Origin of the sequence: Streptomyces sp. NPDC051310 (assembly GCF_044455245.1) — a bacterium.
GTDB lineage: Bacteria > Actinomycetota > Actinomycetes > Streptomycetales > Streptomycetaceae > Streptomyces.
This window is the reverse complement of the sequence record NZ_JBITEO010000001.1, coordinates 464919-486480: the sequence shown is the minus strand read 5'-3', so window position 1 is coordinate 486480 and position 21562 is coordinate 464919. Positions and strand designations below refer to the sequence as shown.

13 protein-coding genes are annotated in these 21562 nt (G+C 72.8%); 8 read left to right on the top strand and 5 right to left on the bottom strand.

Annotated features, from left to right (window positions below):
- From ACIA79_RS02160 to ACIA79_RS02135, 6 genes are all read left to right on the top strand, one after another.
- Positions 1–3654 (top strand): ribonuclease E/G (locus ACIA79_RS02160; protein ID WP_399426121.1); only part of this gene is annotated, 3654 nt, incomplete at its 5' end.
- Positions 3655–4032: 378 nt separating this feature from the next.
- A complete protein-coding gene (locus ACIA79_RS02155) occupies positions 4033–5154 on the top strand; it encodes a DegT/DnrJ/EryC1/StrS family aminotransferase (protein ID WP_399426119.1) in 1122 nt (373 codons plus the stop codon).
- On the top strand, positions 5151–6173 hold the full coding sequence (locus ACIA79_RS02150) for a Gfo/Idh/MocA family protein (RefSeq protein WP_399426117.1): 1023 nt from the start codon (positions 5151–5153) through the stop codon (positions 6171–6173). Before ACIA79_RS02155 ends, ACIA79_RS02150 begins: the two co-directional genes overlap by 4 nt.
- A complete protein-coding gene (locus ACIA79_RS02145; protein WP_399426116.1) occupies positions 6163–7758 on the top strand; it encodes a glycosyltransferase in 1596 nt (531 codons plus the stop codon). Before ACIA79_RS02150 ends, ACIA79_RS02145 begins: the two co-directional genes overlap by 11 nt.
- Positions 7742–9373 carry a glycosyltransferase family 2 protein gene (locus ACIA79_RS02140; RefSeq protein WP_399426113.1) on the top strand — a complete coding sequence of 544 codons (1632 nt, stop codon included), beginning with the start codon at positions 7742–7744 and terminating at the stop codon, positions 9371–9373. The genes ACIA79_RS02145 and ACIA79_RS02140 overlap by 17 nt, the downstream gene beginning before the upstream one ends.
- On the top strand, positions 9370–10653 hold the full coding sequence (locus ACIA79_RS02135; protein WP_399426112.1) for a nucleotide sugar dehydrogenase: 1284 nt from the start codon (positions 9370–9372) through the stop codon (positions 10651–10653). The genes ACIA79_RS02140 and ACIA79_RS02135 overlap by 4 nt, the downstream gene beginning before the upstream one ends.
- Positions 10654–10736: 83 nt before the next feature.
- On the opposite strand, the gene ACIA79_RS02130 is transcribed toward ACIA79_RS02135, so the two are convergent.
- A complete protein-coding gene (locus ACIA79_RS02130) occupies positions 10737–13235 on the bottom strand; it encodes a glycosyl transferase family 1 (RefSeq protein WP_399426110.1) in 2499 nt (832 codons plus the stop codon).
- A 221-nt stretch (positions 13236–13456) separates the two neighbouring features.
- On the opposite strand from ACIA79_RS02130, the gene ACIA79_RS02125 reads away from it, so the two are divergent.
- Both ACIA79_RS02125 and ACIA79_RS02120 read left to right on the top strand, forming a co-directional pair.
- A complete protein-coding gene (locus ACIA79_RS02125; RefSeq protein ID WP_399426275.1) occupies positions 13457–14782 on the top strand; it encodes a glycosyl transferase in 1326 nt (441 codons plus the stop codon).
- Positions 14779–16908, top strand: coding sequence for a glycosyltransferase (locus ACIA79_RS02120; protein WP_399426109.1), 2130 nt, complete (start codon positions 14779–14781; stop codon positions 16906–16908). Before ACIA79_RS02125 ends, ACIA79_RS02120 begins: the two co-directional genes overlap by 4 nt.
- Before the next feature lie 64 nt (positions 16909–16972).
- On the opposite strand, the gene ACIA79_RS02115 is transcribed toward ACIA79_RS02120, so the two are convergent.
- The 4 genes from ACIA79_RS02115 to ACIA79_RS02100 form a co-directional block, all read right to left on the bottom strand.
- Positions 16973–18205, bottom strand: coding sequence for a glycosyltransferase family 39 protein (locus tag ACIA79_RS02115; RefSeq protein ID WP_399426107.1), 1233 nt, complete (start codon positions 18203–18205; stop codon positions 16973–16975).
- A gap of 246 nt (positions 18206–18451) precedes the next feature.
- A complete protein-coding gene (locus tag ACIA79_RS02110; protein ID WP_031070420.1) occupies positions 18452–19054 on the bottom strand; it encodes an acyltransferase in 603 nt (200 codons plus the stop codon).
- Between the two features lie 66 nt (positions 19055–19120).
- Positions 19121–20203 (bottom strand): glycosyltransferase family 39 protein, encoded by a 1083-nt coding sequence (locus ACIA79_RS02105; RefSeq protein WP_399426105.1) that lies wholly within the window; start codon positions 20201–20203, stop codon positions 19121–19123.
- 256 nt (positions 20204–20459) lie between these two features.
- Positions 20460–21260: a polyprenol monophosphomannose synthase gene (locus ACIA79_RS02100; protein WP_399426104.1), complete on the bottom strand. Its 801-nt coding sequence runs from the start codon at positions 21258–21260 to the stop codon at positions 20460–20462.
- Positions 21261–21562: the final 302 nt, after the last annotated feature.

Genomic DNA, 21562 nt, shown 5'->3' with positions numbered 1-21562 from the left:
GCCGCCCCGGCTCGTACGCGTCGCCGTGCGACCCGCAAGGCCACGGCTCCGGCCGGCCCGCCGAAGGCCGTCGAGGCCCCGCAGGAGCCCGCCGCCGTGGCGGACGAGGCCGAGGAGCCCGAGGACGAGGAGACCCCCGAGGCGGCCGCTGCCGAAGCGCCCGCCGAGGCCCCGGGCGTGGAGGCTCCGGCCGAGGAGGCCGCCGCCCCGGCTCGTACGCGTCGCCGTGCGACCCGCAAGGCCACGGCTCCGGCCGGCCCGCCGAAGGCCGTCGAGGCCCCGCAGGAGCCCGCCGCCGAGCAGCCCGCCGCCGAGGCGCAGGCCGCGGCCGTCGCCGAGCAGCCGGCAGCCGCCGAGGCGGCCCCCGAGGCGCCGCGCGGCCGTACCCGCCGCCGCGCCGTCCGCCAGGCGGCCGCGCCCGCCGGCGGTCCGGCGATCCCGGACGAGGAGGCCGTCGCCGAGGAGGGCGAGGCGCTGCCCGCCGGCACCGTCGCCCAGATCACCGCCGACGAGGAGCAGGTCGCCGCGGCCGAGAAGGCCGCCTCCCGCGGGCGTACCCGCCGCCGCGCCGCCGCTCCCGAGTTCACCACCGACCCCGGGCACAAGCCGGAGCGCCGCCGGGCCACCCGCCCCGCGGTGCCGGTCTTCCAGGCGCCGGTCTTCACCGAGCCGATGTTCCAGACCCCGGAGACGGCCGCCGCGGCTGCCGCCGCGCAGGCCGCGGGGCAGCGGGACGAGGAGGAGACCCCGGTCGCCGAGGCCCCCGAGCCGGTGGAGACCGGCGGCCGCCGCCGTCGCCGCCGCCGGGGCGAGCCCGCCGCCGAGCAGGTCGTCGAGGCCGTCGAGCCGATCGAGCCGATCGAGCCGATCGAGGCCGAAGAGGCCGAGGAGCCCGAGGAGCCCGAGGAGCCCGAGGCCGAGGCCGCCGAGGAGGGCGAGGAGTACGAGGACCGGCCGTCCCGTCGCCGCCGCCGCGGGGGCCGCCGCCGTCGTCGTGGCGAGTCCGCCGAGTCCGCCGAGGACGAGACGGACGAGGCCGAGTCCGCCGAGCACGAGGCGGAGGAGGAGCCGGAGGGCGAGGACGAGGAGCACGAGGCCGGGACCCCGTCCGCGGCGGGCACCAGCAGCTCGCGCCGCCGCCGTCGCCGCCGCCGCCGCAGCGGTGACGCGGGCGAGGCGGAGGCCGCCGAGGACGACGGCGTCCGTACGGTCGTCAAGGTCCGCGAGCCGCGCCCGGCGCGCGAGAAGGCCGAGCCGTCCGACGAGGTGCAGTCCATCAAGGGCTCGACCCGCCTGGAGGCGAAGAAGCAGCGCCGCCGCGAGGGCCGCGAACAGGGCCGCCGCCGCGTGCCGATCATCACCGAGGCGGAGTTCCTGGCGCGCCGCGAGGCCGTCGAGCGCGTGATGGTCGTCCGCCAGAGCGGCGAGCGCACCCAGATCGGCGTCCTCGAGGACAACGTGCTCGTGGAGCACTACGTCAACAAGGAGCAGGCCACCAGCTACGTCGGCAACGTCTACCTGGGCAAGGTCCAGAACGTCCTGCCGTCCATGGAGGCCGCGTTCGTCGACATCGGCAAGGGCCGCAACGCCGTCCTGTACGCCGGTGAGGTGAACTTCGAGGCGCTCGGCATGGCCAACGGGCCGCGCCGCATCGAGACCGCGCTCAAGTCCGGCCAGTCCGTCCTCGTCCAGGTCACCAAGGACCCGATCGGCCACAAGGGCGCCCGCCTGACCAGCCAGGTCTCGCTGCCCGGCCGCTACCTGGTCTACGTGCCCGAGGGCTCGATGACCGGCATCAGCCGCAAGCTGCCCGACACCGAGCGCGCCCGGCTGAAGACCATCCTCAAGAAGATCGTCCCCGAGGACGCGGGCGTCATCGTGCGCACCGCCGCCGAGGGCGCGAGCGAGGACGAGCTGCGCCGTGACGTCGAGCGGCTCCAGGCGCAGTGGGAGGACATCCAGCGGAAGGCGAAGAGCGGCAACGCCCCGACCCTCCTCTACGGTGAGCCGGACATGACCGTCCGGGTCGTCCGCGACATCTTCAACGAGGACTTCTCCAAGGTCATCGTCAGCGGTGACGAGGCGTGGGAGACCATCCACGGCTACGTGTCGCACGTCGCGCCCGACCTGGCGGACCGGCTCCAGCGCTGGACCTCCGAGACCGACGTCTTCGCGACCTACCGGATCGACGAGCAGCTGATGAAGGCGCTGGACCGGAAGGTCTGGCTGCCGTCCGGCGGCTCGCTGGTGATCGACAAGACCGAGGCGATGATCGTGGTCGACGTCAACACCGGCAAGTTCACCGGCCAGGGCGGCAACCTCGAGGAGACCGTCACCAGGAACAACCTGGAGGCGGCCGAGGAGATCGTGCGCCAGCTGCGGCTGCGCGACCTGGGCGGCATCGTCGTCATCGACTTCATCGACATGGTGCTGGAGTCCAACCGGGACCTGGTGCTGCGGCGCCTGCTGGAGTGCCTGGGCCGGGACCGCACGAAGCACCAGGTCGCCGAGGTCACCTCGCTGGGCCTGGTGCAGATGACCCGCAAGCGGGTGGGCCAGGGCCTGCTGGAGTCCTTCTCCGAGACCTGCGTGCACTGCAACGGCCGCGGCGTGATCGTCCACATGGAGCAGCCGACCACCGCCGGTGGCGGCGGCAACGGCGGCAAGCGCGCCAAGAAGCGGGGCCGCGCCGCCGACGCCGAGGCCGTCGAGGCCCCGGTGGCCGCGCAGGCCGGTACCGCGGCCGAGGCCGAGCCCGAGGTGGAGACCGAGGCCGAGGTGGCGGCGGAGGTCGCCGCGCCGGTCGCGGTGGAGGAGCCGTTCCGCCCGGACGAGGAGCTCTACTCGAGCGTCGCCGAGGCCGAGGCCGCGGCGTCCCGTGGCCGCGGCCGCCGCCGGGTCACCCGCAAGGCCACCGCTCCGGCCGGCGCCCCGCGCGCCGCGCAGGAGCCGGCGCCGCAGCCGGCGCTCGCCGAGGTGGCGCCGGAAGCCGTCGAGGTGGAGGCGGTCCCGGCCGTCGTCACCGCGGCCGAGGAGGAGGCGGCCCCGAAGGGCCGTACGCGCCGCCGGGCCACCCGCAAGGCGACGGCCCCGGCCGGCGCCCCCCAGGGTGCCGAGGAGGCCGCGGCCGAGGTCGTCGCTCCCGCCGCGCCGCAGCAGCAGGCCGAGGCCGCCGCTCCGGAGCAGCCGGCCGAGCCGGCCGCCCCGCAGCAGCAGCCGGAGCCGGCTCCGGCCGAGGAGCCGGCCGCCGTCGAGGAGGCCCCCGTGGCGGCTCCGCCGCGTGCCCGCCGCCGCGTCGTGCGCAAGGTCACGGCTCCCGCCGGTTCCCCGACCGGTGCCGACGAGGCCGCGGTCGTCGTGGTGAAGGCCACGCCGGCCCCGGCCGAGGCGCCGCAGGACGGGACCGGTGAGGCGGCCGAGGCGGCCGACACGGCGGGGGAGGCGGAGGCGCCGGCCAAGAAGACGGCCCGCAAGACCGCCAAGAAGGCCACGGCCAAGAAGGCGGCCACCGCCAAGAAGACCGCCACGGCGAAGAAGACGGCGGCCAAGAAGACGACCGCCAAGAAGGCCACCACCAAGAAGACGGCGGCCAAGAAGACCGCCGCGGCCGAGCAGTCCACGGCGCCTTCCGTGACGGCTGTCACGGACAGCTGACGGCCGGCCGCCACAGCCGGGCAGCGCCTCCCGGCTGACGGCTGAACAGTTGGTGTGCACCGGTGGAACGTTCCGTGTTCCGCCCCGGGATTACCCGGGGCGGAACCGGGATTTCGTTTCGGAATCGATGCCTCCCTCCGTTAACGGCCCCGAAATTGACCAGGAAATTCCTGATAATGTGACGCCGGTCGCTGCCGTGGGCGGGCCCCGCCCGGAGACTACGGCCGGTGACCGACCCGGTTCCGGGACAAGACCGGTCCCAGCAATCCTCGGTAGGGCGTCGGCATCGCGCCGGAGGGGTACGCGCGGCCTCGAGAGACGTCCGCACACCCCAGACCTCTGCCACAAAGAGCTCTTGCGGTGTTCAAGGAGGACTCCATGCCGAGCATCAACGAGCAGCCCATCCCCGCTGCCCGCCCGGTCATCGGTGAAGATGAGATCGAGGCCGCGGTACGCGTACTGCGCACCGGCCGCGTCGTCCAGGGCCCCGAGGTGGCGGCCTTCGAGGAGGAGTTCTCCGCGCTGGTGGACGGACGGCACTGCGTCGCCGTCAACTCCGGCACGTCGGCACTCCACCTGCTGCTCATGGCGATGGGCGTCGGCCCCGGCGACGAGGTGATCGTCCCGTCGTTCTCCTTCGCCGCCTCGGCGAACGCGGTCCGCCTGGTCGGCGCCGACGTGGTCTTCGCGGACATCGAGCCGGGCAGCTTCAACCTGGACCCGGCCGCCGTCGAGGCCGCCATCACCCCGCGCACCGCCGCGATCATGCCGGTCCACCTGTACGGCCACCCGGCCGCGATGGACAAGATCATGGCCATCGCCGACCGGCACAAGCTCGCGGTCGTCGAGGACGCCTGCCAGGCCCACGCCGCGGCGCTGAACGGCACCCCGGTCGGCGCCTTCGGCACCGGCGGCACCTTCAGCTTCTACCCGACGAAGAACATGCACTCCCTCGAGGGCGGCATGATCTCCACCGGTGACGCCGAGATCGCCCGCACCCTGCGCCTGCTGCGCAACCAGGGCATGGAGCAGCGGTACGCCAACGAGATCGTCGGCGCCAACATGCGCATGACCGACGTCGCCGCCGCGGTCGGCCGCGTCCAGCTGGCGAAGCTGAACGGCTGGACCGAGCAGCGCATCGCCAACGCCGCGTACCTCAGCGAGCACATCACCGCGGCGGGCATCGTGACGCCGCCGGTCGCCGAGGGCGCGCGCCACATCTACCACCAGTACACGGTCCGGGTGCAGGGCGGTGACCGCGACGCCGTGATGGCGAAGCTCACCGAGGCGGGCGTCGGCAACGCCGTCTACTACCCGACCCCGATCCACCGTCTGAAGCCCTACTGGGAGCCGGACCAGAAGGCCGGCCGGAACTGGGACCTGCCCGAGACGGAGAAGGCCGCGGTCGAGGTCGTCTCGCTGCCCGTCCACCCCTCGCTGACCCAGAACGACCTGGAGCGCATCGTCACCGCCGTGAACGCGCTGGGAGAGAACCTGTGACTGCTGCTGGACTGCGGGCCGGCCTGATCGGCCTCGGCTCGATGGGACGCCACCACGCCCGCGTACTGGCCGGGCTGGACGGCGTACAGCTCGTCGGCGTCGTCGACCCGATGGGGGACAAGAACGGCTGGGCCCAGGGCGCACCCGTCCTGTCCACCGTCGAGGAACTGATCGCGCTCGGCATCGACTACGCCGTCGTGGCCTGCCCGACCGCGCTGCACGAGGAAGTCGGCCTGAAGCTGGCCGACGCCGGCGTGCACGCGCTGATCGAGAAGCCGGTCGCGGACACCGTCGAGGGCGCCCGCCGGCTCGTCGAGGCGTTCGAGGCACGCGGCCTGGTCGCCGGCGTGGGCCACATCGAGCGCTGCAACCCGGCGCTGCGCAGCCTGCGCTCCCGGCTGGAGGCCGGCGAGCTGGGCGACGTCTACCAGGTCGTCACACGCCGCCAGGGCCCCTTCCCGCACCGCATCGCGGACGTCGGCGTGGTCAAGGACCTCGCGACCCACGACATCGACCTGACCGGCTGGGTCACGGGCCAGGAGTACCGGTCCATCGCCGCCCACACCGTGTCGAAGTCGGGACGCCCGCACGAGGACATGGTCTCGGCCGTCGGCCAGCTGTCCGACGGCACGATGGTCAACCACCTGGTGAACTGGCTCAGCCCGCTGAAGGAGCGATTCACCTCCGTCACCGGTGAGAAGGGCTGCTTCATCGCCGACACCCTCACCGCCGACCTCACCTTCTACTCGAACGCCGCCGTGGCCACCGAGTGGGAGGCGCTGCGCGCGTTCCGCGGGGTCTCCGAGGGCGACATGATCCGCTACGCCATCCCGAAGCGGGAGCCGCTCCTCGTCGAGCACGAGCTCTTCCGCGACGCGGTCCTCGGCGAGTCGCAGGACATCTGCACGCTCCGCCAGGGTCTGCGTACGGTGGAGGTGGCCGCCGCGGTCCTCGAGTCGGCCTCCAGCGGTACCACCGTCACCCTCCCGGCCCAGGACCGGACGGACCATGTCGCCTGACATTTCCGAGAACACCCCCGGCGATCCGCAGCGTGCCCGCAGGGGCACGCGCGGACGGATCGTCATGCTCGTCGACAACGGCGTGCACGGAGACTCCCGGGTGCAGAAGCAGGCGAGCTCCGCGGCGGCGGCCGGCTGGGACGTCATCCTGCTCGGCAAGCTGACCGGCAAGGAGGAGTCCGACACCTGGATGATCGGCGACGCCGAGGTCCGGCTCATCCGGGTGAAGTCGAAGATGTCGACCCGTCCGAAGGACCTGCGGGGCGCGCCGCTGCGCCGGCCCCTCGCGTACTCCTCGGACCGCGTCGCCGACTTCCGCCGCCAGCAGGTCAAGGCGTGGCGCGCCGACCTGCGGGTGCGCGGCGCCGCGCTGCAGGCCGGCGAGGCGAGCTCGCCGCTCGGCCCGGTCGCCGCCAAGGCCTGGCTGACCGTCCCGCGCGTGGCGGCCAAGGCGACCTCCCGCTGGGTGTCGCTGCGCACCCGTGAGACGCGCAAGCTGCGCAACATCCGCCGCACCCGCTCCGCCGTCCTGGACCGTGCGACCACCGCCTTCTGGCTGACGACCATGGGCGAGCGCGCCTGGCGCCGGCTCGACCCGGGCGTGTGGGACTTCGAGCTGGCGTACGGGCCCGTCATCGACGAGCTGAAGCCGGACATCATCCACGCCAACGACTTCCGCATGCTCGGCGTCGGCTCGCGCGCCAAGCTGCGCGCCCGCGCCGCCGGCCGCAAGGTCCAGCTGGTGTGGGACGCGCACGAGTTCCTCCCCGGCGTGCGCTCCTGGGCCAACCAGCGCAAGCTGCCCGCGATGGTGGCGTACGAGCGGGAGCACGCGAAGTACGCCGATGCGGTGATGACCGTCTCCGGCGGCCTCGCCGACCTGCTGCAGAAGTCGCACAAGCTGCGCGAGCGCCCCGCGGTGGTGCTCAACGCGCCGGACGCGGCGGCCACCTCCCGCTTCACCGACGAGCCGGTGCCGGACATCCGCGGCCTGTGCGGGATCGGCCCGGACGTGCCCCTGCTGGTCTACAGCGGTCTGGCGGCCCGTCAGCGCGGCCTGGGCATCATGGTCGAGGGCCTGCCGGAACTCCCCGAGGCGCACGTGCTGTTCGTGGCGTCCAGCCCCGAACTGCCGTACGTCAAGGAGCTCATGGCGCGCGCCGAGGAGCTCGGCGTGGCCGAGCGGGTGCACGCCCTGCCGTACGTACCGCACTGGCAGGTCGTGCCGTTCCTCTCCGGCGCGGACGTCGGTGTCATCCCGATCCACCACTGGCCGAACCACGAGATCGCGCTGATCACGAAGTTCTTCGAGTACTCGCACGCCCGGCTGCCGCTGGTGGTCAGCGATGTGAAGACGATGGCCGAGGTGACCCGGGAGACCGGCCAGGGCGAGGTCTTCCGCGCCGAGGACGTCACCGACTACGTGCGCGCCGTGCGCGCGGTGCTCGCCGACCCCAAGCGGTACACCGCCGCATACGAGGTCGAGGGCAGGCTCGACGAGTGGACCTGGGAAGCCCAGGCCAAGGTTCTCGATTCGGTCTACACCCGACTGATGCAGGGAGCGGGGGATGGCAGGAACCCCTGACGTCAGTGTCGTCGTCGCCGTCTACAACACCATGCCGTACCTCACCGAGTGCCTGAACTCCCTCCTGGGACAGAGCATCGGGCGGGACCGGCTGGAGATCGTGGCGGTCGACGACGGTTCCACCGACGACAGTGGCCGCGAACTCGACAGGTTCGCGGAGCAGTACCCGGACACCGTCAAGGTCATCCACCAGGAGAACTCCGGTGGCCCCGCCGCGCCCAGCAACCGGGCGCTGGACGTGGCCACCGGCCGGTTCGTCTACTTCATCGGCTCCGACGACTACCTGGGCGAGCAGGCGCTGGAGCGGATGGTGGCCTGCGCCGACGAGCACGGCTCGGACATCGTCGTCGGCAAGATGGTCGGCACCAACGGCCGCTACGTCCACCAGGCGCTCTACAAGAAGAGCGACCCGGACGTCAGCCTGTACGACTCGGCGCTGCCGTTCACGCTGGCCAACACCAAGCTGTTCCGGCGCGAGCTGGTCGAGCAGCACAAGCTGCGCTTCCCGGAGGACATGCCGGTCGGCTCCGACCAGCCCTTCACCATCGAGGCGTGCGTACGGGCCCGCAAGATCTCCGTCGTCGCCGACTACACCTGTTACTACGCGGTCAAGCGCGGTGACGCGTCGAACATCACGTACCGCGCGAACCACCTCGCCCGTCTGCACTGCGTCAGCGAGATCATGCGGCACGCGGCCGGCCTGATCGAGGCGGGCCCGAAGCGTGACGCGGTCTTCCAGCGCCACTTCACCTGGGAGCTCGCCAAGCTCGTCCAGGAGGACTTCCCCTCCCTGGACCGCGAGACGCAGGTCCAGCTGTGCGCGGGCATCGCCCGCCTCGCCGACACCTACTTCACCGACGCGATCCGCGACAAGCTGGACGTCAAGCGGCGCGTACGGATCGGGCTCGCCCAGCGCGGCGCCGTGGACGAGCTGATCCGGGCCATCGCCGACGAGACCGAGCACGGCCCGCCGCCCTTCCTGCTGGAGGACGGCCGGGCCTTCGCCCGCTACCCGGGCTTCCGCGACGCCCGCCTCGGCCTGCCCGACCGGCTCTTCGAGGTCATCGCCGAGGCCGTGCCCCGGCAGCTGGCCGCCGGCACGGAGCTGCTCTGCGCGGAGTGGGACCAGAGCGGCGACGACATGGCCGTCCGCCTCGCCGTACGGATCCCCGTGACCGGCGAGACCGGCTCGGCCGCGCTCCGCCTGGCCGCCAAGGCCATGCCCAAGAGCGCCGACAAGCCCGGCGGGCGCCGGCTGCCCGTGGGCACCGAGCTGCCGGCCCCGGCCGGCGAGTCGTCCCGCGAGCCGGCGGCCGACGGTACCGGCACGGTGCTGCGCGCCCGCATCCCCGTCGAGCCCCACCGGGCCAAGCTCGGTGTCCGCGCGTACGTGGACGTGGCAGGCTCGGTGTACGAGATCCCGGTCCCGGTCCGCGGCCGGCCGCTGCCCCTGGCCCGGCGCTGGCGGGAGAGGGTCCCGTACCGCATCTCGGCCAACGCCAACGCCAAGGGGCGGCTGGTGATCACCACGGCTCCGCTCTGGGAGCCCTCGCTCGGCGTGGGCAAGCGACTGCGCCAATTGATGTCCCGTGTGAAGAGGAAACTGACCCGATGAATATCTGTGTAGTCGCGCTCGGCAAGATCGGCCTGCCGCTCGCCGTGCAGTTCGCCGTCAAGGGCCACAAGGTCATCGGCGCCGACGTCAACGAGAAGGTCGTCGAGCTGGTCAACGCCGGCACGGAGCCCTTCCCGGGCGAGCACGACCTGGACCGGCTGCTCAAGCAGACCGTCGGCGCCGGGCTGCTGTCCGCGACCACCGACACCACCGCCGCCGTCGCTCAGTCCGACGCCGTCGTGGTCGTCGTCCCGCTGTTCGTGGACGCCGAGGGCACCCCGGACTTCGGCTGGATGGACGCCGCGACCAAGGCGATCGCCAAGGGCCTCAAGCCCGGCACCCTGGTCTCCTACGAGACCACCCTGCCGGTCGGCACCACCCGCACCCGCTGGGCGCCGATGCTGGAGGAGGGCTCCGGCCTGACCGCCGGCGAGGACTTCCACCTGGTCTTCTCCCCGGAGCGGGTGCTCACCGGCCGTGTCTTCGCCGACCTGCGCCGCTACCCCAAGCTCGTCGGCGGCATCGACGAGGCGTCCAGCCGCCGCGGTGTGGAGTTCTACGAGCAGGTCCTCGACTTCGACGACCGCACCGACCTGCCGCAGCCGAACGGCGTGTGGGACCTGGGCACGGCCGAGGCCTCCGAGCTGGCCAAGCTCGCCGAGACCACGTACCGGGACGTCAACATCGGCCTGGCGAACCAGTTCGCCCGGTTCGCCGACCAGAACGGCATCGACGTCAAGAAGGTCATCGAGGCCTGCAACTCGCAGCCCTACAGCCACATCCACCAGCCGGGCATCGCCGTCGGCGGCCACTGCATCCCGATCTACCCGCGGATGTACCTGTGGAACGACCCGCAGGCGACCGTCGTGCGCTCGGCCCGCGAGGCCAACGCCGCGATGCCGGAGTACGCCGTGGACCTGCTGGCCGCCGCCTACGGCGACCTCACCGGCGTCAACGTGCTCGTGCTGGGCGCCGCGTACCGCGGTGGCGTCAAGGAGACCGCCTTCTCCGGCGTCTTCCCGACCGTCGAGGCGCTCAAGGCGCGCGGCGCGGTGCCGTTCGTCTCCGACCCGATGTACACGGCCGACGAGCTGGAGGCGCACGGCCTGACCGCGCACCGGGGCGAGAAGGTCACCGCCGCGATCCTCCAGGCGGACCACGCCGAGTACCGCACGCTGACCCCGGCGGACCTGCCGGACGTCACCGTGCTGGTCGACGGCCGCCGCACCACCGACCCGGCCGCCTGGAAGGGCGTGCGCCGCGTCGTCATCGGCGGCTGACACCGCCTCCGTACGCGTACGGACACGAGGCGGCGCCCCCTCGCGGGAGGGGGCGCCGCCTCTTCGCGTACCCGCCGGGCGGGCTACCGCAGGAAGTCCGCCAGCACCGCCGCCGTGCGCGTGCCGTCGTGGTACTTGCGGGCGAACCGGGCCGAACGCTCGCCCAGCCGGGCCGTGCCGTCCCGGTCGTCCAGCAGCGACTCCAGCGCCTCCCGCAGCGTGTCCGGTGTGGCGTTCACCACCGGGTTGTCCTCGCCCAGGGCGGCTGCGACCGTCTCCGTCAGGTACGCCACGACCGGCTTGCCCGCCGCCATGCCCTCGCAGGCGAACGTGCCGTAACTGCCGATCGCGAACTGGTCCACCACGATGTCCGCGTCCTTGACCAGCTCCCGCATCTCGGTCCAGTCGACCTGCTCGGCCAGCCGGAACTCGATCACCCCCCGGTCGTCCAGCTCCCGCAGCACCGGCAGGGCCCGGTCGGTGCCCTTCGTCCACCGCTTCGACGGCGCGTGCAGCACCACCGGGCGCCTCCGCTCCATCACCGGCCGGTCGCAGGCGAACGCGTCCACGTCCACCACCAGCGGGGCCCACGTGGCCGACGGAAGGTCGTCCAGCAGGTCCGGGGTGGTGACGAAGGACGGCAGCCCGAACCGCTCGGCCGTGGCGCGGTTGCGCTCGGCGACCTTGGTCAGCCGGTCCACCATGCCGTCCGGGGCGTCGTGGAACAGGGAGTGCGCCACCCGGTCCATGTGGTGCAGCGGGTGGCGGATCTCGCTGCCGTGCGCCAGCAGCGCCACCTTGATGCTGGTGCGCAGCAGCGCGGGCAGGTCGTCCTCCAGGTGGCTTCCGTTGAGCCGCCCCAGCACCGGCAGGAAGGCGTCCGCGATCACATGCGTGTAGTTGCGGAAGACCCGCTCGGCCTGCTCCAGCATCACCGTCAGCCGGCCCAGCTTCGAGCTGTCGAGGTACACGTCCGCCGGGTAGTTGAACGTCCCCGGCGCCGTCGCCATGAACACCTGCGCCGACACGTCCGGCCGGCTGCGGCACACCGCGTGTGCGAAGGAGGCGAGCTGGCCCGCATAGTTCGCGGGGCCCATGCCCAGCCGGATGGGCGTCCGCCGTGTCAGCGGCGTCCACGTCGGCACCGGCCGCGCGGGCCTGGCGTCCGCCTTCGGCACGGGGAGGGGCTCGCCGTCCCAGCCCAGCTCCGGGCGCGGGACCGGCGCCGGGCCGCCGCCCAGCTTCCGGTACAGCGCCAGCAGCGGCGCCACCCGGTGCTCCCAGGTGTGGGCGCGCCGCTCTTCGGCCGACGGCCGCCGCCCGGGGTCCACGGCCGCCGCGACCGTCTTCGCGAAAGCGGCCGGGCCCTGCCCGCACGCGCTGACCACCGGCAGCCCGGCCTGCACGTACCAGGCGCTCAGCCGGTCGCGCACCGGCTCGTCGGCCGCAGCGCAGCCGCAGCCCGCGACCGCCGCGTCGGCCGACGCCAGATAGGTGTGGGCCAGGCCGGGCAGCGCCGGCGGCGGGGTGTGCACCCGGTCCCGCACGTCCTGCTTGTCGGCGAGCGCGAGCACCGCGTCCGGCACCGGGTCGGGGGACACCAGGGCCAGGTGGTGGTCCGGCAGCTGGGCCAGCGCCGCGAACACCGTCTCCAGCTGGTGGCCGGAGAAGTCGCCCGCGTACACCCACAGCGGCCCCGCGCCGTACAGCCCGCACAGGTTGCGCACGGCGGGCAGCGGGCCGCGTCCGTCGGCCGGGGCGGGCGCGGGCGGCGCCTCCGGGACGAGCAGCACGTCACCCGGCGCGGAGGCGGCCAGGCGCCCGGTCGCCGCGGTCAGCGCGTCGGCTCGCCCGGTGAACTCCCGCTCCAGCGCGCGGTAGGCGCTCGCCCGGCGCTCCGGCGCGTACTCCGTCTCCTCGGTCGGCGCGGCGATCTCGTACACCCAGCGGGTGCGCACCCCCTGCGCCCGCAGGCGCGCTGAGCTGAGGGCGGCGGTCGCCAGCAGCGAGATGTCATGGACGTGGACGACGGCCGGCCGCAGCTTCTCCAGCTCCGCGCCGAGCGCCAGGTCGAGGTCGAGGAGTTCCGGCCAGTCGGTGCGCCAGTCGCCGGTCGGGCCGCCCGCCTGCAGGTCGCGGCGGCGCTCCCACCGGTAGACGCGCATCCGCATCCGGTGCGCCTCGCGCCGCATCCGTATCCACGCCTTGGCGCCCTGGCGGGCGGGCGCGCCCAGCGTCCCCGCCCGGGCCGTGGACTGGCGGACCCAGGCACCGTGCCCGGCGTGGAAGCGGCTGAGCTGCTCCGGACCGGTCAGCCCGTACTGGGTGATCATGCGGCGCAGGCGGTGGCCCTTGGCGCGCTGGGCGGCCCGCTCCCGCAGAGCGGTGCCGACGGGGACGCGCACGAGGTTGACGCGCCCGAGGGAGGACTCCTCCACCTCGCCGGCCGCGCCGGGTGAGAGGATCGTGACGTCCCACCCGTCCCGCGCCGCCGCGACCGCCATGCGTCCCGTACGGGAATCGACGGCGACGTCGGTGCCGGCCAGAAAGACCAGCCGGGCCGTTCGATCGGACTGCGGCATCACTGTTCTCCCGAGGAATGTCTCGCCCGGTGGTGGCGGTGGGGGGCTGCCGGCAGCGGTCGGCCAGGGGTCGTCCGGGGGAAACCGAGCGGCCCCTCGCCCGTGGCCGGCGCGCAATCCCGCCATGCTAGCGTTTTCGGGTGTCTACCATCCCTGCTCCCAAGCATGTGATCTACCTGGCGATCGGGTTCCCACCCGCGGCCAAAAGCTGCGCCTACCGGATGCGTGAAACAGCGAACCAGTTCATCGCACAGGGCTGGGACGTGACGGTGGTGACCATCGCCGACGAGTCCTGGGAGCGGGACTTCGGCCTCGACCACACGCTCTCCGAGCGGGTCGACCCCCGCGTGCGCATCGTGAAGCTGCCGCTGGTCCGCGAGGACCTGGAGACCGACATCCGGAAGTTCTCCGAGGACCGCGCGCTGCGCCCGGTCCAGTGGGCCGCCGCGTACCGCAAGAAGGGGATGAAGGACTTCCCCGAGCCGATCTACGGCGGCTGGAAGGCCGACCTGGAGCGGGCCGTCACCCGCATCCACCAGGCCAGGCCCGCCGACCTGGTGCTCGCCACCTGCGTGCCGTACGTGAACATGGCCGCCGCCCTGCACCTGTGGGAAACCGCCCGCGTCCCGTACGCCATCGACTTCCGCGACGGCTGGTCCGTCGACGTCATCGGCGGCGGCGAGGCCTTCACCCCGGACTCCTTCTCCGGGCAGTGGGAGCGCAAGGTCCTGGAGAACGCGCTGTCGCTGTGGCTGGTCAACGACCCCATCGCCGAGTGGTACCGCGAGCGCCACCCCGACCTGGCCCACCGCATCCACGTCGTGCGCAACGGCTACGACGAGGACAGCGTGCCCGCCACGACCCGCACGCCCGACCCCGAGGCCGGCCTGGTCTTCGGCCACCTCGGCGTGGTCACCTCGCCGCCCCGCATCCTGCGCGCCGTCCTCGACGGCTGGGAGCTCGCCCGGGAGCGCGACCCGCTGGTCGCCCGCTCCCGCCTGGAGATCCGCGGCCAGATCGGGTCCGGCGCGGCCCGCGAGGCCAACGCCCACATGGAGATGATCCGCCAGGCCCAGGCCCAGGGGCAGGCGGTGTCCTTCGGCGGACCCGCACCCAAGGCCGAGGTGCCCGACATCTTCGCGAGCTGGGACGTCCTGCTGCTGATGATCATGGGCGGCAAGTACATGACGTCCGGCAAGGTGTACGAGTACGCCGCCACCGGCCTGCCCGTGATGTCCGCGCACGCGGTGGAGCACGACGCCACCACCGTCATGACCGGGCACCCGCTGTGGACCGGCGCCTTCGGCTTCGACGTGGAGGCGCTCGCCGGCGCCTACGCCGGCGCCGCGCGGATCGCCGTCGAGGCCACCGACGAGGACCGGGCCGCCGCCAGGAAGCACGCCGCGCAGTATGCGCGCGCGGCGCAGATGGGACCCGCGGTGCGCCGCCTGATCGCCCAGGCCGACCCGGCCGCCACGGAACCGGGGGAAACCGGAGTCACGTCTCCGTCCTCGAGCACGCACGAGGTGGAGGACCTCTCGGCATGACGCACGTACTTCTGATCGCGGGCGCCCTGCCGCAGCCCGCGGTCCTCAAGGCATCCCTGGAGAAGTTCCGCGCCGCGGGCGCCACAGTCGAGCTGGTGGGCCTGTTCGCCGGCGAGGACATCGAGCCGGGCCTCGGCCTGGGCGGGCTGCGCTCGCTGACCGAGGCGGCCGCCGAGCGCGGCCCCGTCTTCGAGAAGCGCGTCGCCAAGCTCTCCGGACCGCGCCGGATCTGGGCCTGCATCGAGCAGGACCGCCAGGTGCGCCGGTTCGGGCGCCGCGCCCAGGTGCTCGTCGCCCTGGACGCCCCCGCCGTGTACGCGGTGTGGCGCCTGGCCCAGCGCAACCGGCGCGCCGACGCCGTCTTCGGCATCGCCCCGGCCCTCAAGGCCCTGGAGGCCCGCCGCGAGCGCCCCGTCCACTACGCCCTGCGTGACGCCGCCCGCACCGTGCCCTCCCCGGTCGTCGCCGCCCGCTCCACCCGCCGGGCCGCCCGGCGGGGCGCGGGTGCCGCCCTGCGCCGCGCCTCCTCCCCGGCCGTGATGCGCACCGCGCTCGGCGCGAAGGCGTGGCGCACCGCGGTCGTCGCGCCCAAGGTGCCGGACCGGCTGCGCGCCAAGCTGGCCCGCCGCGTCTCCACGAGCATGGCGAAGGGCGGCCGCAAGGCGGGCGCCACCATGGTCCTCAACGCGGCCGCCCAGCGCACCGCAAACCGGGCACTGCGCGCCGACCTGCTCGCCGAGGCCGCCCGCGCCGACCTGGCGCGCGGCCACGACGACCCGGCACTGCGCTCCACCGCCTGCAAGGCGGCGCTCGCCCTCGCCGACCAGCGGTACCAGCAGGGCGACGCGAAGGGCGCGGCCGCCGCGCTCTCCTCCGCGCTGACCCTCGCCTTCCACCGGTCGGTCCACTTCGACCGGCTGACCTCTCCGCTCGCCGCGGACCCGGCCGCCTACCTGGCGCCCTTCCACGCCTCGGCCGCCTTCCGCGCGCTCGGCGCCCCCCGGGGACGCACGCGGCCCGCCGCCCCGGCGCCCGCCGGCCGGCCCCTGCGGCTGCTGGTCACCACGTACTCCAACGACAACTTCCTGCAGCCCATCCGCGACCGGTACGCCGACCACCCGGGCGTCGAGATCCGCTTCCTCGACCTCAAGGAGGACGAGACGCTGCGGCCGCTCGCCAAGGGCGGCCAGCGGATGATGGAGTACGCGCTGGGCGGGCAGAAGGCGTTCGGCGACCAGGTCGAGGCGGCACTGCGCCCGCACCTGGACTGGGCGGACACCGTCTTCGTCGACTGGTGCACCAACGCCGCCGCCCTGTTCTCCCTCGCCGACCCGGGCACGACCCGGATCGTCGTACGGCTGCACAGCTACGAGGCGTTCACCTTCTGGCCGCACCTCGTGGACACCTCCCGCGTGGACGACATGGTCTTCGTCGGCGACCACCTGCGCGACCTCGTCGTCGAGACCCTGCCGCGGCTCGCCGAGCCGGGCGGCCCGGGCCTGCACGTGATCGCCAACGCCATGGACCTGGAGCGCTTCCAGCGCGACAAGGACAGCGGCGACATCCGCTTCACCCTCGGCCTGGTCGGCGTGAGCGCCGTCGCCAAGGACCCCCGCTGGGCCCTGGAGGTGCTGCGGCTGCTGCGCGAGCGCGACGAGCGCTACCGCCTGGTCGTCATCGGCAACGGCCTGGACCGCAAGGCCAGTCCGGCCGCCCGCGCCTACGACGACCTGCTGCAGAAGGACCTCGCCGAACTCGCGGACGCCGTCGAGCTGGTCGGCCGCACCGAGGACGTGCCCGGAGCGCTGACCCGGGTGGGCGTGATACTCAGCTCCTCGGTCCGCGAGAGCTTCCACTGCGGGCTGGTCGAGGGCGCTGTCAGCGGTGCGCTGCCGGTCGTGCGCGACTGGCCGTTCTTCGCCGGCAAGGAGAACGGCGCGCGGACCCTCTTCCCCGCCGACTGGGTCGTCGGCTCGGAGCGCGAGGCCGCGGACCGGATCCTGGCCATGACCGCCTCCGAGGAGGACTGGCGCGAGGCGACGGCCGCGGCGGCGAAGCACTCGCTGGCGACCTGGGACTGGTCGGTGATCAGCCCGCAGTTCGACCGCTTGCTGCTGGGCGACTGAGACACGGCGACAGGCTGAAGGCCCGGGCTCCGCGGAGCCCGGGCCTTCAGCCTGTCGCGGTCTCTCAAGGCGAGTGGTCGGAGACGGTCAGCAGGTAGATCCCGTACGCGTTCGATATCAGCGCCGCGCCCGTCAGGAGGGTGCACACCACCGCCGGACGCGCCCTGGCCAGTGGCTTCGCCAGCGGGATCAGCAGCACGAAGGCGGGGATCAGGAACCGCGCCTTGGAGTGGAAGTACCCGGCGCAGCCGACCGTGATCAGCACGATCAGCGTGGCGTGGATCAGCAGCGGCGCCGGCAGCCGCTGCAGGTGGCAGACCACCAGCAGGACCACGGCCATGGTGAGCGTCGCCGCGATCACCACCGAGTCCAGGAACACCGTCTGCTGGGTGAAGACCTGCGTCACCCGGTGCAGCGTGAACCGGCCCCCGTCGAACGACGTCCCCCAGCGCTCCTGGACCCGCAGGTAGCCGTCCCAGCGCCCGGCCCGGTACCCGACCCAGCCGAACCAGGACAGCCACCCCAGCGGGGCGAGCACCACCGCCGTCACCAGGCGCGCCACCTGCCGGGGCTCCCGCCCGTGCGGCTGCTGCTCCTCCGGCCCCGCGGGCCGCCGGCCCGACCACAGCGCCCACAGGGCGCAGAGCGCCACCGTGGCGGCGACGGCCGCGCCCGGCGGGCGCGTCAGCCCCGCGAGCACGGCCAGCACCCCGGCCGTGATCCAGCGGCGCGTCAGCACCGCGTACAGCGCCCAGGCGGAGAACGCCGTGAACAGCGCCTCCGTGTACGCCATCGACTCCACGACGGCGTGCGGTACCAGGCCCCACAGCACGACCGAGACGATCCCGGCCCGGCGCCCGGCGACCCGCTCCACGACGGCGTACACGCCCCAGGCGGCGGCCAGTGACGCCGTGACCGCGATGAGCCACGCGGCCCACTGCGCGGAGAGCGGCGTCAGCGCGGTCACCGCGCGGATCAGCCCCGGATACAGCGGGAAGAAGGCGTAGCGGCACAGCTCGCCCTGCACGGGGCAGGTCGCCGGATAGCCCTCCTCCGCGATCAGCACGTACCAGGTGGTGTCGAACCTGCTCGCCAGCACCTGCAGGACGGACCGGTCGGTGTGCGGCAGGATCACCAGCACGCCGACCGTCCTGACCAGCGCGTACAGGGCCAGCGCGGGCCACGCGCGCCGCGCGGCGCCGGCGAGTATCGGTCCGGACCCCTTCGGCCGTGCCGTACCGGCCGCGGGCCGGTGCGGGGGCGGGGTCACCCTGGTGCGGGGCTGAACCTGTGACATCCTCACGTACTTTCTGCGTCCGTGGACGGGCCGTCGCAAAGAGGAAGATTCACCTTGAGTGCGGCGCGATTGCCTGCCTCGGGGAAGATTGTGCCGTCGCAGGCCCGGCGCACGGCGGTTCGGGCCCCCGCACCGCGTGTTGAGGGCCTGTCCGCGCGAGCCGGGACCGGGTACGGCGAAGCGGCCGGCTCCCGTCGGTCCGGAGCCGGCCGCCGATGCGCGGGGCGCTGCCCTGCGCGGCGTGCCTTATGCGGTGCGCTCGGCCAGGGCGCCGTCCTTCTCGTCGTACAGCGCGCCCGTCTGCGGGCACTCCCACACGCCGGGCTCGCCGTCCCGCTCCACCAGCCGTACGCCGGCCCGGCCGACCCAGCCGATCTGCCGCGCCGGGACCCCCACGACCAGCGCGAAGTCGGGGACGTCCTTGGTGACGACCGCGCCCGCGGCGACCATCGCCCAACGGCCGACGCGCACGGGCGCCACGCACACCGAGCGCGCCCCGAGCGAGGCGCCCTCGGCGACCTTCACGCCCACGGCCTCCCAGTCGCCCCCGCGCTTCTGCTTGCCCTCGGGGTCGACGGAGCGCGGGTTGTGGTCGTTGGTGAGCACGACCGCCGGACCGACGAAGACGCCGTCCTCCAGCTCGGCCGGCTCGTAGACGAGGGCGTAGTTCTGGAGCTTCACGTTGTTGCCGATGCGTACGCCGGTGCCGACGTACGCCCCGCGGCCGATCACGCAGCCCTCGCCGAGCTTCGCTCCCTCGCGGATCTGCGCGAGCTCCCACACGCTGCTCCCGGCGCCGATCTCGGCGGTGTCGGCGACCTGGGCGGTGGGCTGGACCCTGTAGTTCACGTCACTGTCTCTTTCCGGTGCGTCGGCTTCGCCGTGAGCATACGTGGCACCGCCCAGGCGTCGGATTTACGGGGAGCGCTGCCATACCAGCATGAGGTAGACACCGTAAGCGCTGGACAGCAGGGTGCTCGCCGCGAGCAGGGTGTACGCCGTCCGGGGGCGTGCCTTCGCGAGGCCCTGGGCGATCGGGAGGAGCAGCGGAAAGGCCGGCAGCAGGAACCGTGCTTTGGAGTGGAAGTATCCTTCGCCACCCACCGCGATGAGCAGGAGCACCCCGGCGTAAATCAGGAGGGCGGGGTGCTGCCGCTGCTGGACGCAGAGGACGAACAGCACCACCGCGCTGATGATCGTGGCGGCCACCACGGCGGTGTTCAGAGTGAGGGACCGCTGCAGGAACATGTCCGCGATCCGGTGGAAGGTGAAGCGGCCCCCGTCGAAGGCGCTGCCCCACTTCTCCTGCACCTGGAAGTATCCGCGCCAGTCACCCGCCCGGTATCCGACCCAGGCGAACCACGCGCACCAGCCCAGCGGCGCGACGAGGACGGCCACGAGGAGGGGGCCGGTACGGTCCCCCCGGACCGATGCCTCTTCTCTGCGCCGATGGGAGACGAACATGGTCCACAAGGCGGTCAGGACCACCGCTGCCACCACGGCCGAGCCGGAGGGGCGCGTGAGGCCGGCGAGCGAAGCGAGGAGCCCGGCCTGAGTCCACCGGTGTGACAGGGCCGCGTACAGGGCCCAGGCGGACAGCGCGGTGAACACCGGTTCGGTGTAGGCCATGGACTCGACCATGGCGTGGGGCGCTATGCCCCACAGGACGACCGCGATCACGCCCGTCCGGCGGCCGGCGACCCGCTCCGCGACGGAGAAGATGCCCCAGGCGGCGAGCAGCGAGGCGATCGCGGCGATGCCCCAGGCCACCCAGCCCACCGGAAGCGGCAGCACGGCCGAGAATCCCCGTATGAGTCCCGGATACAGAGGGAAAAACGCGTACTTGCACAAGGCACCTTGCACGACGCAGTCGTTCGCCATCGGTGCTGCGTAGCCGTACTCGGCTATGTGGAGGTAGTAGATGGCGTCGTACCGAGCAGCAAGGATCGTGCCGAGGCCGGGCCCGCCCTCGTCCGTCCGCACCAGCACGGCCGCCACGCCGAGGCACCTGACCACGGCGTACGCGGCGACCGCCTGCCATGCGCGGCGCGCGGAGCGGCGTACCCGATGGGCGAAGGAGTCATCCGAACGCGTTTTCCGCCGTCGGTGACCGGAACGCCCGCCGATCGCCGGGGCCGTCGCGGCCTGTACTCCCGGCATCTGGACTCTCTCTGCTGCTAAGCCGTGCAAGGAGCCGGCCACGGACACTTCACCACCATCCCAGTATTAACACGTGCGTACGACGCTGTGCGCTTCAACGGTCGCGTCCGAGCAGGCCTTTGAGGCGGCTGTGCAGACCCCACGCAGTGACGCGCCACAGGGCTTCGATCACGATGGCGCGGCTCATCTTGCTGTCCCCGCGCTCGCGTTCGACGAAGGTGATCGGCACCTCCACCACGCGGAAGCCCGACTTCACCGTGCGCCACGCCAGGTCCACCTGGAAGCAGTACCCCTGGGAGGCGACGTGCTCCATGCCGATCCCTTCCAGCGTCCGGCGCCGGAAGGCCCGGTACCCGCCCGTGACGTCACGCATGGGAACACCGAGCAGGAGCCGTGAATACAGGCTTCCACCGCGGGAGAGCACCTCGCGTGACGCGGGCCAGTTCACCACGCTGCCGCCAGGGACCCAGCGTGAACCCATGACGAGGTCGGCATCGGTCAGTGCGTCGAGAAGCCGGGGGAGTTCCTCCGGCTGGTGGGACCCGTCGGCATCCATCTCGACGAGGACTTCGTACCCGTGGTCGATGCCCCACCGGAAACCGGCCAGGTAGGCGGCGCCGAGCCCTTCCTTGCCTTGTCGGTGCAGCACGTGGACGTGATCGTCCGCAGCGGCCATCTCGTCCGCGATCTTGCCGGTGCCATCGGGACTGTTGTCGTCCGTGATCAGGATGTGCGTGTGGGGCGCCGCCGACCGCACACGGGAGACGATCGCTTCGACGTTCTCAGCCTCGTTGTACGTCGGGATGATCACGAGAATGGGGCCAGGCACCTGTGGCGTCAGCCGGCCGTCGCCTTTCACTACTGCTTCACCTCTGTGGTCAGGGCAACTCGTCATACGCCGGTCGGTTTCAGGCCGTACGACCCTCTTCGTGAGTCAAGTCGCGCTGATGGATGGATCGTTCGTTGAAGAAGTGATCACAGCATGTAAAGGCCTTGTGATCAATTCGTGATCGGACATGACCGTTCATGTCCGACATCAACTCCTTGAGTGGTTGACCTACCCCGGTCAATGTTGCGTGGTCAGACCAAACGTATAGGGGTGGGGGACATGTATGTCCGGCACAAGGAAAGCCTGGTGGCGGATTGCCGCCGGCGCCGCTGCGGCGGTACTCGTATCCGTAGGGGGCGGATCCGGTT